The organism is Suicoccus acidiformans, assembly GCF_003546865.1.
GTDB lineage: Bacteria > Bacillota > Bacilli > Lactobacillales > Aerococcaceae > Suicoccus > Suicoccus acidiformans.
Genome location: NZ_CP023434.1, coordinates 74,551 through 88,423 on the forward strand (window position 1 = coordinate 74,551; position 13,873 = coordinate 88,423).

11 protein-coding genes are annotated in these 13,873 nt (G+C 35.7%); 7 read left to right on the top strand and 4 right to left on the bottom strand.

Going from position 1 to position 13,873, the window contains the following annotated elements; genetic code table 11:
• Positions 1-354 precede the first annotated feature (354 nt).
• The 7 genes from CL176_RS00385 (at position 355) to CL176_RS00415 (ending at position 8,229) form a co-directional block, all read left to right on the top strand.
• Positions 355-1,671, top strand: coding sequence for an ABC transporter substrate-binding protein (locus tag CL176_RS00385; protein WP_118989531.1), 1,317 nt, complete (start codon positions 355-357; stop codon positions 1,669-1,671).
• A gap of 76 nt (positions 1,672-1,747) precedes the next feature.
• A complete protein-coding gene (locus CL176_RS00390) occupies positions 1,748-2,635 on the top strand; it encodes a carbohydrate ABC transporter permease (protein ID WP_118989532.1) in 888 nt (295 codons plus the stop codon).
• On the top strand, positions 2,635-3,483 hold the full coding sequence (locus CL176_RS00395; RefSeq protein WP_118989533.1) for a carbohydrate ABC transporter permease: 849 nt from the start codon (positions 2,635-2,637) through the stop codon (positions 3,481-3,483). The genes CL176_RS00390 and CL176_RS00395 overlap by 1 nt, the downstream gene beginning before the upstream one ends.
• A gap of 15 nt (positions 3,484-3,498) precedes the next feature.
• Positions 3,499-4,632 (top strand): ABC transporter ATP-binding protein, encoded by a 1,134-nt coding sequence (locus CL176_RS00400; protein WP_118989534.1) that lies wholly within the window; start codon positions 3,499-3,501, stop codon positions 4,630-4,632.
• A 1-nt stretch (position 4,633) separates the two neighbouring features.
• Positions 4,634-5,377 (top strand): glycerophosphodiester phosphodiesterase, encoded by a 744-nt coding sequence (locus tag CL176_RS00405; protein ID WP_162890739.1) that lies wholly within the window; start codon positions 4,634-4,636, stop codon positions 5,375-5,377.
• A 14-nt stretch (positions 5,378-5,391) separates the two neighbouring features.
• Positions 5,392-6,411 carry a BMP family lipoprotein gene (locus tag CL176_RS00410; protein WP_118989536.1) on the top strand — a complete coding sequence of 340 codons (1,020 nt, stop codon included), beginning with the start codon at positions 5,392-5,394 and terminating at the stop codon, positions 6,409-6,411.
• Positions 6,412-6,615: 204 nt separating this feature from the next.
• The gene (locus tag CL176_RS00415; RefSeq protein WP_118989537.1) at positions 6,616-8,229 is read left to right on the top strand and encodes an IS1634 family transposase; all 1,614 of its coding nucleotides are present in this window, start codon (positions 6,616-6,618) and stop codon (positions 8,227-8,229) included.
• Between the two features lie 122 nt (positions 8,230-8,351).
• On the opposite strand, the gene CL176_RS00420 is transcribed toward CL176_RS00415, so the two are convergent.
• From CL176_RS00420 to CL176_RS00435, 4 genes are all read right to left on the bottom strand, one after another.
• Complete coding sequence (locus CL176_RS00420) at positions 8,352-8,987, bottom strand: response regulator transcription factor (protein WP_118989538.1); 636 nt, start codon at positions 8,985-8,987, stop codon at positions 8,352-8,354.
• Complete coding sequence (locus CL176_RS00425; protein WP_118989539.1) at positions 8,965-10,575, bottom strand: sensor histidine kinase; 1,611 nt, start codon at positions 10,573-10,575, stop codon at positions 8,965-8,967. Before CL176_RS00425 ends, CL176_RS00420 begins: the two co-directional genes overlap by 23 nt.
• Before the next feature lie 475 nt (positions 10,576-11,050).
• On the bottom strand, positions 11,051-13,090 hold the full coding sequence (locus CL176_RS00430) for an ABC transporter permease (protein WP_118989540.1): 2,040 nt from the start codon (positions 13,088-13,090) through the stop codon (positions 11,051-11,053).
• 3 nt (positions 13,091-13,093) lie between these two features.
• Positions 13,094-13,861: an ABC transporter ATP-binding protein gene (locus CL176_RS00435; RefSeq protein WP_118989541.1), complete on the bottom strand. Its 768-nt coding sequence runs from the start codon at positions 13,859-13,861 to the stop codon at positions 13,094-13,096.
• Positions 13,862-13,873: the final 12 nt, after the last annotated feature.

A 13,873-nucleotide genomic window follows, 5' to 3' on the forward strand; every position in this document is an offset into this window, starting at 1 on the left:
AGACGTCTGTCTATTTCTAGAGGGAAGTATTATGAGTAGTAAGTGTTGTTAAATGAGAAGATGATATTTCGCTAAGTTTCTATAAATATTATTTTTTCTGAAAATAAAGTGAAGATAGCGCTAAAATTTCCGACAAAGTATCATCGATAAAAGTCGGGAATAAAACATAAGAAACCTAAAGTAATGCATACAATAAATGATAAACACTATTGTAACGCCTTTGCTAAACCCTTAAATATTTAGGGCAATTTATTCAAAATACATTATTTTAACACTATATTTACATTGAATTTACAAACATCCATTATTATAGAGTCGTATCGGAAATACAAATTTTAGGAGGAAGAAAGCACTATGAAGAAATTCATGCGTAAATTTGTTAGTTTTGCAATGACTTTAGCTGTTGCTTTGGGTACGTTTGCCCCGGCCTTTACAGCTCAAGCTCAAGAGCCAGTAGAATTGGTATTCTGGCATGCAATGGGTGGATCAACGGGAGAGGCCTTACAAGCGCTTGTGGACCAATTTAATGAGTCTCAAGCAGACATTCATGTAACAGCTCAATACCAAGGTTCCTATGATGAGACGTTGACTAAGCTACGTTCACAAGCTTCAGGTTCAGAAGTTGGTGCCGACTTAGTACAAGTATTCGAGTTAGGTACAACATTTATGATTGACTCAGGTTTAACTGTTCCTGTGCAAGAATTTATTGATGCCAATAACTATGATATTTCTCAAATCGAGCCTAACTTGGCAGCGTACTATACAATCAATGAGCAATTACATTCGATGCCATTCAACTCTTCAACCCCAATTATGTACTACAATAAAGATTTGTTTGAAGCAGCAGGTATTGAAGAAGTGCCTTCTACTTTAGCTGAAATCATTGAAGTAGGACCTCAATTAGTAGAAGCTGGTGCAGCAATGCCTATTTCACTACGTCTTTATGGTTGGTTTATTGAACAATGGTTCTCCAAACAACAAGAACATATCTACAATAATGGTAATGGTCGTGAAGCGGCTCCAACGGAAACAGTCTTTGTAGATAACGGCGCAATGGAGAAGACAATTGCGAAATGGAAAGAAGGTTCAGATGCAGGCTTATTCCCTAACGTAGGTCGTGAGGGCGGTCAACCAGAATTTGTTTCTGGACAATCAGCTATGATGATTGGTTCAACAGCAAGCTTACGTCAAATTCTAACAGAAGTTGATGGACGTTTCGAAGTTGGAACAGCTTACTTCCCAGGTGTTGATGCAGAAGATCAAGGTGGTGTTTCAATCGGTGGTGCTTCACTATGGATGATTAATTCTGGTGATGATGCGAAGAAAGACGCAACATGGAAATTTATTGAATTCTTAATCTCACCTGAAGCTCAAGCTCAATGGAACCGTGATACAGGTTACTTCCCAGTTACGACGGCTGCCCATGACGAGCAAGTCTTCAAAGATAACTTAGCAGAATTCCCTCAATTCCAAACAGCGATTGATCAATTGCATGATTCTGCTCCAGAAGATCAAGGTGCTTTATCTGGTGTAAACCAAGAAGCGCGTCAAATTTATGAAAGTGAATTAGAAAACTTATTAAACGGTCAAGGAGACCCAGCAAGTGCAGCGAAATCAATGGCTGACCAAGTAAACGCAGCTCTTGAAAACTACAATACAGCAAATCAATAGTTAAATCTTAAACGAAAGCTGCTGGATTAAGTCTTGTGCTTATATCCAGCGCTTTTTTCATAAAGAAGGGGAAAATATGTCTGAAAAACCAGTAATTATAGAGCGGGAGCGAACCTTTGCTGAGAAGATTCAAGGTTATGCCTATTTGCTCCCAGCGATTATTATTCTTAGTGTTTTTATTTTCTGGCCATTCATTCAAACAATCTACCGTAGTTTATTCTTAACGAATAATATGGGTGAGAATGCGGAATTTATTGGGCTAGATAACTATATTGAATTATTTACGAGTGAAAGTTTCTGGAATAGTGTATCAGTGACACTGCAATTCGTCGTTATCGTCGTAGCTGTGGGGGTCTTAATTGGATTTGTTACGGCCTTATTATGTCAGAAAACTTTCCCGGGTATTAAATTCTTCACCACCAGTTATGCGATGCCAATGGCGATTGCATCTTCAGGGATGGCGATGATTTTCCAAGTAATGCTAAATCCTTCCGTGGGAATTATCAATAAATTATTTAACACATTCACAAACTACCTTTCTCACCCAATTTATGCGCTATGGGTTGTAGGGATTCTAACTGGTTGGTTAAATAGTGGGATGAACTTCCTTTACTTTAGTTCAGGGCTTGCAAGTATTGACGATTCTCTATATGAGAGTGCTTCTATTGATGGGGCGAATGGCTTCCAACAATTTCTGCACATTACCCTTCCATCCTTGCGACCAACTTTATTCTTCGTCATCGTAACGAACGTTATTAATGCCTTCCAAGGATTCGGTCAGATTAATATTTTAACCAAAGGTGGACCTGGGCAAGCAACGAACGTTATTGTTTATGATATTTATCGTAACGCCTTTATGAACTACCGTTATGGGTTCGCTTCAGCTGAATCGGTGGTCTTATTTATTATCGTTATGTTACTGACTATTGTCATGTTCTACTTTAGAGGAAGGAGAGAGAACTAATGAATCAAATCGAACAAGAATACCTTCGCAAGAAGAGACGGCGTGATATTGGATTACTTATTCTGAATATTATTGTTTGGTTACTCGTGATGTTCCCATTAATTTATGGTTTCCTGATGGCCTTTAAACCATCTGCAGAGTTATATGATCCAAATAGTTTCTTATTTCCTCAGAACCCAACCGTTGAAAACTTTAAGAACGTCTTCAATGTGGCCCCAATCCATATTTATATTCGTAACTCACTGATTGTGGCGATTTCAATTACAGTTCTGCAGATTGTCACGTCCTTATTAGCTGGCTTTGCTTTCCGCTTTCTAGAGTTTAAAGGCAAAGGACTAGTGTACGCAATCACCTTATCAACGATGATGATTCCAGGTGAAGCGGTTATTATTTCACAATTCTTGATGGTTTCAGAATGGGGTATCACGGACACCATTATTGTCTTGATTATTCCATTTATGGTTTCGGCCTTCAACATCTTCTTATGTGTGCAAGCTTTAGAGAACTTCCCATATGAAGTCTATGAAGCAGCTAAAATTGACGGATGTTCCGACTTCCGCTTTGTCTTTACAATTTTAATGCCACTTATTAAGCCGACTTTAGGTTCGATGGCAGTGCAATCATTCTTATCTGGATGGAATATGTACATGTGGCCACTACTTACAACAAATACGGATCAAAGTCGTACCGTTCAAGTAGGTATCAGTATGTTGAACAGTGTCGATTCGCAATCATTGGTCTTAATGGTTGCAGGTGTTGTTCTATGTATGATTCCAAGTCTATTCATCTTTGTTGTTGGAGCTAGAAATATGGTCAAAGGCCTTACTGCTGGAGCAGTTAAGGGTTAATATAAGGAGTATAAAATGGCAGATTTAAAATTAAATAAAGTAGCAAAAGTATACGAAGACGGCTACAAAGCTGTTAAGAACATTGATTTAGATATTAAAGATAAAGAGTTTATTGTGCTGGTCGGACCTTCAGGATGTGGTAAATCAACAACCTTGCGGATGATTGCTGGCTTAGAATCGATTTCTGAAGGTGAAATGTACATCGGTAATCAGCTAGTCAATAATGTCTCAGCTAAAGACCGTGATATCGCAATGGTATTCCAATCTTATGCCCTTTATCCACATATGAATGTGCGTGACAATATGGCCTTTGCGATGAAGATGCAAGGGGTCAGTAAAGAAGCACGTTACCAACGCGTCAACGAGGTGGCTAAAGTACTTCAACTTGAAGAACTTATGGACAAAAAACCTGGCGCTTTATCTGGTGGTCAACGTCAACGGGTAGCTCTTGGTCGCGCGATGGTTCGCAATCCGAAAGTCTTCTTACTAGATGAGCCTTTGTCAAACTTGGATGCTAAACTACGAGTTACTATGCGTTCTGAAATTGTAAACTTACACCGTGAGCTAGAGACAACTTTTATATATGTAACGCATGACCAAACAGAAGCCATGACGATGGGTACACGTATCGCGGTTATGAGTGTGGGGAATGTTGAGCAATTTGATACACCTGCTAACCTTTACTATAATCCAGCGAACATATTCGTTGCTGAGTTTATCGGTAGTCCGCAAATGAATATGATTACAGGTCGTCTATGGAAGCAACCAGAAAGCATTGAATTCCATTCAGGAGACTTACGTTTAGCTCTACCTGAAGCAATTGTGAAACGCTTGACAGCTGAGCCGGTAGGTCAAGAAGTGGTTTTAGGCATTCGTCCAGAGAACATTAATTTCGCTGGTGAATTAGAAGGACCTAATGTTGTTGAAATTGTAACTAAGAACGTTGAACAAGTTGGTTCAGATACCTTTGTTTATTATGATTTTGAAGGTGCAACGCGTATTAACTCGGCACGCTTCAATCCACCACGTCACGTTCCGATTGGGGAAACAATTCGGGTTGAATTAGAGATGGAGAATATTCACTTATTTGATAAAGCGAGTGAACAAAGTATTCTTAGTCCACGTGATGTAGATGGGTTGGCACAATAGTATGGCAGATATTATTGCGCACCGGGGATATAGTGGGAAATATCCTGAGAACACTCTGCTGGCCTTCAAGAAAGCTTATGAATTTGGTGCACACGGCTTTGAACTAGATGTTCATATGACGAAAGATGGCAGGCTAGTAGTCTGCCACGATGAGACCATTGACCGAACGTCCAATGGATCTGGTTCTATCCAAGAATTAACCCTTAAGCAGATTCAAAGCTATCAATTTCTAGCGGAATTTCCTGAATTTGCTGAAACTGAAGACCATCAAGATATCACTGCACCAAGCCTGCAGGAAGTATTCGAATGGTATAAGGATTTACCCGAAGCATTCCGATTAAATATTGAGTTGAAGACAGATATTAATCATTATCCAGATATTGTTCAAAAGACCTTGTCACTGGTAGATGAATATGGTCTGGCAGATAGAGTCTTCATTTCTTCATTTAATGCCTATACAATCTTGGAGGTACGTGAACGAAATCCTGAGATTGAAACAGGTTTTCTTACCTTGAATGCGATTTTGGATGCTGGGGAATATTGTAAGCGATATGGAGTGGAGAATTATCATCCGTATCATATGATGCTGTCACAAGCGGATGTTGACAGTGCTAAGCGCGAACAAGTACGGGTCAATGCTTACACTGCGAATAAGCCAGAAGAGATCCAGCGAATGATTGCCTTGGATATTGAAGGAATCATTACAAATGAAGTTGAACTAGCGCTATCGCTAATTTCAAAGTAGATGGAGTTAAAACTATGAAGAAAAATATGCAATTCATGAGCCTAGCGGTATTAATGGCTTCTATTTTTACACCTGTAGTACAAGCAGAGGGCTATTCCGTAGCGCTTATCACTGATCAAAGTAATTACCAAGCGAACTCTTTTAGTCAGAATGCTGTCGAAGGTCTGAATGAGTTTGCGAACAATCATTCGATACCTTTAGAAGAAGGCGGTGCCATTGCGATGCAAGCCTTCACTGAAACCGACTATATTACTCGTTTCGTGGAAGCGACGGAGAATGATTATGATTTAATTATCGGCCTGGGTGCGCAAACAGAAATTCATGTTGAAGAATTTGCTAACGCAAACCCTGACAAAGCTTATGCGATTATTGACTCAGCCATCGACCTACCGAATGTTACCTCTGTCTTATTTAAAGACTATGAATCTGCTTTCTTAGCTGGTATCGCAGCTGCTTTAGAAACGAAGAGTGAGAAAGTAGGTTTCATTGGAGGATTAGATAACGAGACGATAAATGCTTTTGAGGCAGGTTTCTTGGCAGGAGTTGAGGAAATTAACCCTGATATCGAAGTTCAAGTCACTTACTTAAATGGTTTTGACGATGCGAACGGTGCAACGCAAGCAACCCATGAGATGATTGAATCAGGAGCAGATATAGTATTCCATGCAGCGGGTCAAGCAGGTTTAGGTATGTTCTCTGCGATTCGCCAAAGATTGATGGAGAATCCAGAACAAGAGTTATGGGCAATTGGCGCTGACGTGGATCAAACACGCGAAGGAGCATACTTCGTTGGTGAAGAAGAGCGTTCATTTACGTTGACGTCTACACTGAAGAAAGCTGGTGAAGTGATTCGCGATATCGCTGAGCAGTCTTATAATGGTGAACTGGAAGCGGGCAATATTCAATATGGTGTCGCTGATGAAGCGATTGATATTTCAGCTGGACAATTAGAAGGGGAGACCTATGATATTGTCTCTGACTACCGTGATCAAATCCGCGCGGGTGAATTAGACGTTACAGCTCTCTTGAAGTAAGCTGCTTAGGCTATAAGTTAGCCTAAATCGTATTTTAAACCTAAATTCCCGTGAATTTTATACCCTACTTAAATAAACCAGAGAAAAAGTGCATTAAATTGCATTTTCTCTGGTTTTTCTCTTGACCTTTATACTTTTTGTAGCCTATATTAATTATAGGCTACAAAAAGTATAAAGTTTGTGAAATGCAGGAGGGAAAACAAAATGGCAATCCATAATTATTTAGTTGAAGTACCAAAAACAAAAACCAGCATTAAAACCGCTAAAAACGGAACTAATTATGTTTATTATTCAGTAGAAACTTACCGTAATAAAAATAACACACCTACTCATAGAGAGCGCGCTATTGGTAAATTAAATCCAGATGATCCAACTACTATGTACCCAAACGATAATTACTTAGAATTATTTGGAGCACCAGAAAAGATTGAACCAATCCAAACACCTAAAGCTCACTTAGCTGCTGAAACTGTATTCTTAAAAGAAATAGCTGAGATGAGTGGTTTAGAAGAAGTTCTAAAGAAGGTCTTTCCAGACTACTACCGTGAGATTTTAAACTTAGCTATCTACATCGTTAAAAAAGGTGGAGTAATGATGAATCTAGAAGATTATTATTCAAAACATGTACTCGCTTATGATCTAGTTCCACATTCTCATCAATTAAATAAGTTCTTTGAAGAGTTAACTATAGATAGACATTGGTCATTCTTTCAGGAGTGGAATAAGTACTTAGAAACAGACACAAGCTATCTAGCTTATGACGTAACAAGTGTATCTACTTATAGTCAAAACATACCAATAGCTGAAAGAGGATATAACCGTGACGGTGAGAAGCTAGACCAAATCAACTTTGGCACATTCTTTGATCCTGACAAGTGTCTTCCTGTTGCTTATGAAGTGTATAACGAAAGTATTCCTGATAAGACACACTTTACAAGTAGTCTTGAACTATCTAAGATTCTAAATTTTAAAGATGTTTGTTGGGTTCTTGATGGTGGCTTTATGACCGAAGGGAACCTTGAACAACTTGAAGAGATTGAAGAAGAGAAGTTTATAATGATGGCGCCACTAACTCAAAATAAGTTTAAAAATAAGGTTTTAGATGAAGTGTTTGATTTAGAAAAGGTTGATAACTACTGTTACAGCACTGCTGCTAACGGGAAGCAAGTAGAAATCGAAATCAATGGAAGTGAATATCAGCTATACTTATTTAGAGAGCCAATGCGTGCTGCAGAAGAAAAACAAACGATATATCAAAGAATAAAGCAAGAAGATGAAACGTTAGCCAAACAAAAAGGAATTAAAAAGAAAAGTTTTAGTTCTAAGTACCATAACCTAGAGCAAGTTAAAGGAGAACTAAAGGATTACCAGAAAAATAACGAAAAGATTGAAGAAAACCTTGAACTAGCAGGTACTTTTGCGATTCTTACAAAAGGAATGGATAAACATCCAGATCAGATTCTAGCTATTTATAGACGTCGTAATGAGATTGAAGGTTTCTTCAATGGCATGAAGAACACCCTTGACACAGACAGACTTAGAATTCATTTAATTTCAGCTATGGATGGCAAGATGTTCGTTACTTTCATCGCTTTGATAATACATTCTTATTTATTGAACCACGAAAGAAGTGATATGCCTAGCGATAGGAATGCACCTACTGTTAAGGCATTATTGTTAGAACTAGAGAAGATTACTCTTTATAAGTATCAAGGAAGAAAAGGAGTAATGGCTCCGTTGACCAAAAAACAACGTGATATTTTAGAAGATTACGGTATAAATCCAGATGAATTTATTGAAAAAGTTTGTGAATTCTGATGTAGCCTATAAAAAACACGGGAATTTGGGATGAAATAAAGAAGACTTCACTGAAAAAAACGAACATATCTTGAAAATTAACACAAACTTTACAATATTCAACGCCATATATTAACATAAGCTTACTCTGGATCAAAATACCCCAACTGACTTGCTAAACGAATTGCTTGTTCACGGCTTTGAACATCTAATTTATCATAGATATGGTTAATATGATTAGAGACGGTTCTTTTACTAATTCCTTCATTGTCAGCTATTTCAAGAATTGTCTCGCCCTGCCATAACCTTCTTAATATAGCTACTTCTTTTTTAGTCAGTAATTCATATATCCTATCTTGGTATTTCAAGACTGCATTACTTCCAGTAGTAAACCTTTCGCTAAAGTATTCTCTTCCAGAATAGACCCCTTTTACAACTTTTAGTAATTCTTTTACCCCTAATGATTTATCGAAAAAGCCTGACGCTCCAATCTGCTTAGCTTGGAATTCATAAGCTGGGCCAGTGTTACCAGTTATTATAATAATTTTTAAAGAAGGATCTTCTTCTAATAACTCTTTTGCAATAGTTAAGCCTTTTTCGTCAGATACTTCACCGAAATTTAAATCTAGTAGAATTATATCGTATTCTTTATAAGTCGAAGCCTGCAAGTTATCTGGACTATTTATAACATCAACTACAGCTACTTCATCATCTAATTCTAGTAACATCTTAAGACTTTCTGTAAGCATCTTATGATCATCGATTAATAAAATATTCATTAGCAACCTCCTTGTCAATCAGCAGTTCAATCAATACATTATATTTATTATTTATGGTCTCAACTTGAAAACTTCCACCTAGTAATGCAACTTTTGCCTCTAGTAGACTCTGCCCTTTTTTAGTACTTTTTGATATAGTATTTTGACTATAGGAATTACTTGCTGTAATTTCTACTAGGTTATTATCTATTGATATAATTATTTCAATATCATTTTTACTTGCATATTTTACAGCATTAGTTGCTAGTTCTTCTAGTATGCGGTAGATTAAGCGGTCATATGGAGCTAGTAAAATATTACTATTACCTACAAGCTCGAACATAATACGCTTATCAGAATCAAGCCTATCACAAACTGTATATACTAAATTCTCGTAGTTCTCCCTTACGCTTAGTCTATCAGAATACCCATCACTATATTTATCTAGCCTATTTCTTATTATTCTTATAAGATTATCGGCTGATTTATCAATCTTATCTTTTACATCAACTTGATCAGAGAATTCATTTAAATTCTTGATTACAACTATATCTTGCAGAACCTCGTTATGTAGAAAATCTGAAAATTCATCCTTTTCATCATTACTATTTACAACTAATTCAAGCGCATTAATCGGCTTTAGAAGCGAGAAATCATCATTTATAATAGCACTCTCAATTAAGCCTCTCATTATAGTAACTGCAAAAGAAAAAGCCCACAGTAAAAGATTAAACACAACAAAAACCTCAACCGCTTCCCACTTTACAACAGCTCCAACTACAATTAAAACTAGAAATAAGCCTATACCTAATAAGCTTAAAGCTAATTGAAAACGCCTTTGAAAAGCTGTGAATTTACGCTTAAATACCCCACTTACAATTCGTGCTTGTAAGAATAAAACAATTGAAGTAGGATACATAACATCAGAGATATTCTCAAACTTAGGCGAGTCTAAAATAGGGAAAAATTCGGTCCCAAAAATAACTATCAACATATCAAATAAATTCAAACAGATCAGTATCCCTAACTCTATTCTCTGCTGTTTAAGTAAAGTTCTTATGTGTTTTCGATATATTAGACTAACTAGTAAAAAAGAAGCTCCCATTATAATTCGATAATTTAAATATAGAGAAAATATATTATCTAGAAATGGTGGCTCTAATGGAATCATTAAACATAACACACAAACTACAACTGTTAATATATTAATAAATCTATTATATTTACTCATAAATTCAGTCTTACCGCGAAATACAATATGCATAGTTGATTCAAATAACGCCCAATAAAGTAAGGCAACAAAAACTAAACCGTAAGGATTGGCAGAAATGATAAAGACCGTCCCCACCGCGATAATTACAAATAACCAACCAATATAGAATAAATTACTTTCCTTTTCATCACTTATTATAAAAGTCAAATATGCAAACATAAATAACAAGCTTATTATTAATAGCCCTATTCTATTAGAATAATAAGCATGTTCAGTAACATAAGTTTTAAAGTTATATACACTTAGGATAATTGTCGCAAAGTGAATTAGACTAACAATTAATAAGTTAATAAATTTATTTTCTAATAAGTATTTTTGTAGTTTTTGAAATTTCATAGACTTGCTCCTTGTTCACTAATTAATCTAATTTAACTCCTTATAACCCCTAAGTACAAGTTTAATACCAATCCCAAATCAAAATGATTCTTTTGCCTTGGGATATATTGGTTTTAATATAATCGCTTCATCTGTTTTGTACGATAGACATATTACCACAGTCACTTTAATTACTTAGCTAATAGTGAAAGTTAATAGCGATATTCAAACGCCGTGGCAGCAGGATGACCTGACACACATTAAGCCGTTCGAGCACAGCGAGTTATGGATTGAGTAGTCAGGCAAGTCCGAAATATCCTTGCAAGCGCCAGCGCAGCAAGATATGTAGGCGTACCGCCACAGCGTCTTGAATTCGATATTAACTGGAACTACGGTATCTTAATTGTATAATTTTTTAAGTTGATTACAGTTATAGATCCAATTGCTTTAATACAAGTTTAACCTAGTAGATAATTACCTACTAGGTTAATAAACTTTATATTCTTTTTGACATTTCTGACTTTAGTGTGCGCTTAGCTAGGCTGTTTGTTATTACTATATAAACAATTAATAATAATATAACTAGCGATAACGCTGTCCACTTAATAGGAATAATCAACTTCATCTGCTCTTCTAGAAGCCTTATAACCAAATTAGTTCCAACATAAGCAAATGGTATAGCTAGTATCATTGGAGCTATAAAGTACATAAGAATCTGTCTAGATACCAACTTCCCAGCTTGTTTAGGTGTTGTACCAAGGGATTTAAGTACAGAAAAGTCATCTGCTTGTTCAGTTATTTCACTAGTTGATTGAATTGATAGGATACTTAGTGATATTATGATAATTACAATATCTAGATATAACATTATAAAGACTATGACACCGTTAAAGCCATAAGTTACATCAGAAAGTTCCTTCTTACTGTAACTCATATATTCCCACCATAAACCAGTTTCACCTAAATGAGCTGCATGTTCTTCTTCTAAATCATTTAGCTTTTCTGATAAGGCTGTAACATCAACGTCACCTGTAAATTTAGTAATATATATATTACTTGTAGATGGTAACATCTCACAGATTTCATCATTTACAATAAGAGTACCTCTATCATTTCCCCCTGGTGGAATTATTGTAAAGGTTGAATCTCTATAAGCATTTTCACTAGCTGTTAATTTAACACCAGCCAAGGTAAGTTCGCCTTTATTTTTCAAGAAATCTTTGGCTTGTTTTTCAGTTCCTTCGTGGTTACAATTAATCATAAATTCGTTTGATCCTAAATGAACTTCTTCACTACCTTGTAAACGCATTGCTTTATTGTAGTCAGATACTTTAATTACCTCTACTGGCTTTTGACCCAAGCCTTCATCAGCTCTTATAAGATCACTACAATCAATAATATCTTCATATACTATATCTGCTTCATAAGCAGTTAACTGTTCGCCGTTTCCTAGTTCTTCAGCAGTAAGACCTTCTTCTATAAGAACTTGTTTTATATCAGCACTTTCGTATCTTTGTCCTAAATCATCAACTAGATTTTGAATAACCATAAAATCATAAGGTCCTGCACCATCAATTGCTTTATTAGTTGCTTTTAAACTACTTTCAGATGCTAAAGCTAGTATAATTGATACTCCAAGCGATAGAGAAAGTAGTGCCATCGCTTGAATATTTTTACCTAAGTTTCTAGATACCTGTCTAAGAGTTAAGGTATTATAGCCTTTATAATAGAATTTTTTATTCTTCTTGGATAAGTTTATTAAAGCATGCGATAATGAGTAGTAGAATAATAATACCGCTACTATTAAAGCAAATAAAACTTTTGTACCATGGTCTTTGATTATTACTTTTAAATTATCACTTCTTACAAAGAACAATACTAGTAATAATAGAACAATTGATACAGTAAATAAGATCCCATCTAAACGACCTGAGTTTGCTATAATAACTGACTCTTCATCTCGGTCTGATAAGAAGCTTATGATTCTTATCTTTCTAAGCTTTCTCCAAGTTAGAAATGCACTAACTAATACAACCCCAACAAATACCCAAAATACTTGTAATACTGTTTCACCTGAGAAATAAAATAAAGTTTTATCGTATTCTATACTAAATAATTTCTTAGCTAGAAGTGTTAGACCCGCTGAGAAAACTTGTCCTAATAATAAACCTGATATAAGAGCCAAGCAATTTACTAAGCCAGTTTCATAAGATAGAATCGCACCAATTTTTGAATTTCTCATACCAAGCGATGAATATAAGCCTAACTCGCGTTGCCTTCTTCTCATTACGAAATCTGATACATATAGTACTAATAAAGCTAGCAATATAAGTACAAAAGCTGAAGCAAGTGGCATATATTGATTCAATATTCTATTAATTAAATCTTGTGCCCCACTTAATTCATTAAACATTGGGTGTTTTAAAACACCAGTAAAAGAATATATTAAACCATATATAATAGTTAAGGTCATAAAATAAACAAGATAGGTACTGCGGTTTCTTTTTACGTTTTTATAAGCTAATCGTAAATGCACAACTTACACCTCACTTGCTTGAACATGATCATAAATTTCATCTAGATATGATTTAGGTGATTGGCCATTCAAACGAATTATTTCTCTACCAATAACTCCGTCTTTTAAGAAAATAACCCTATCACCATATCTAGCTGCTAGTGGATCGTGAGTTACCATAATAATTGTAGTATTAAAGTTAGCATTTAATTCTACAAAAAACTCCATCAAATTATCAGAGTTAGCAGAATCAAGTGCCCCAGTTGGCTCATCAGCAATTAAGATATCAGTACCACTGATAATAGCTCTAACCGTTGCAACTCTTTGTTTTTGACCACCTGATAATTGATCAGGAAAGGCATCAATATATTCTAGGATATTTAGCCTATCCATAAGTTTTCTTATTGAATGCTCTTTTTCTCTAACATCTTCTCCTCTAATCTGAAGTGGTAGGATAATATTTTCATAAACAGTCAAACTACTAACTAAGTTATATGACTGGAAAATATAAGAAATATGTTCTGCTCTAAAGTCTGCTAATTCATTATCAGACATTGCTGTTAGATCTGCTCCTGCAAATAGAACTCGTCCATGACTAGGCGGTTCTATCATTGATAAGCAGTTTAGTAAAGTAGTCTTACCACTACCACTAGAACCCATAATAATTAAGAAATCTCCACGATTCACCTGTAAATCGATATTAGATAGAACTTGTAGTTCTTTATCGCCTTGTTGATAATTCTTAGAAATATTATTTGCAACTAAAAGTAATTCATTTGTTCTTCTTCTCATCTATTTTCTCCC

Excerpts from the sequence above, each read along its gene's own strand:
- CL176_RS00385 (WP_118989531.1), top strand. The coding sequence starts at position 355 with ATGAAGAAATTCATGCGTAAATTTGTTAGTTTTGCAATGACTTTAGCT.
- CL176_RS00390 (WP_118989532.1), top strand. The coding sequence starts at position 1,748 with ATGTCTGAAAAACCAGTAATTATAGAGCGGGAGCGAACCTTTGCTGAG.
- CL176_RS00395 (WP_118989533.1), top strand. The coding sequence starts at position 2,635 with ATGAATCAAATCGAACAAGAATACCTTCGCAAGAAGAGACGGCGTGAT.
- CL176_RS00400 (WP_118989534.1), top strand. The coding sequence starts at position 3,499 with ATGGCAGATTTAAAATTAAATAAAGTAGCAAAAGTATACGAAGACGGC.
- CL176_RS00405 (WP_162890739.1), top strand. The coding sequence starts at position 4,634 with ATGGCAGATATTATTGCGCACCGGGGATATAGTGGGAAATATCCTGAG.
- CL176_RS00410 (WP_118989536.1), top strand. The coding sequence starts at position 5,392 with ATGAAGAAAAATATGCAATTCATGAGCCTAGCGGTATTAATGGCTTCT.
- CL176_RS00415 (WP_118989537.1), top strand. The coding sequence starts at position 6,616 with ATGGCAATCCATAATTATTTAGTTGAAGTACCAAAAACAAAAACCAGC.
- CL176_RS00420 (WP_118989538.1), bottom strand. The coding sequence starts at position 8,987 with ATGAATATTTTATTAATCGATGATCATAAGATGCTTACAGAAAGTCTT.
- CL176_RS00425 (WP_118989539.1), bottom strand. The coding sequence starts at position 10,575 with ATGAAATTTCAAAAACTACAAAAATACTTATTAGAAAATAAATTTATT.
- CL176_RS00435 (WP_118989541.1), bottom strand. The coding sequence starts at position 13,861 with ATGAGAAGAAGAACAAATGAATTACTTTTAGTTGCAAATAATATTTCT.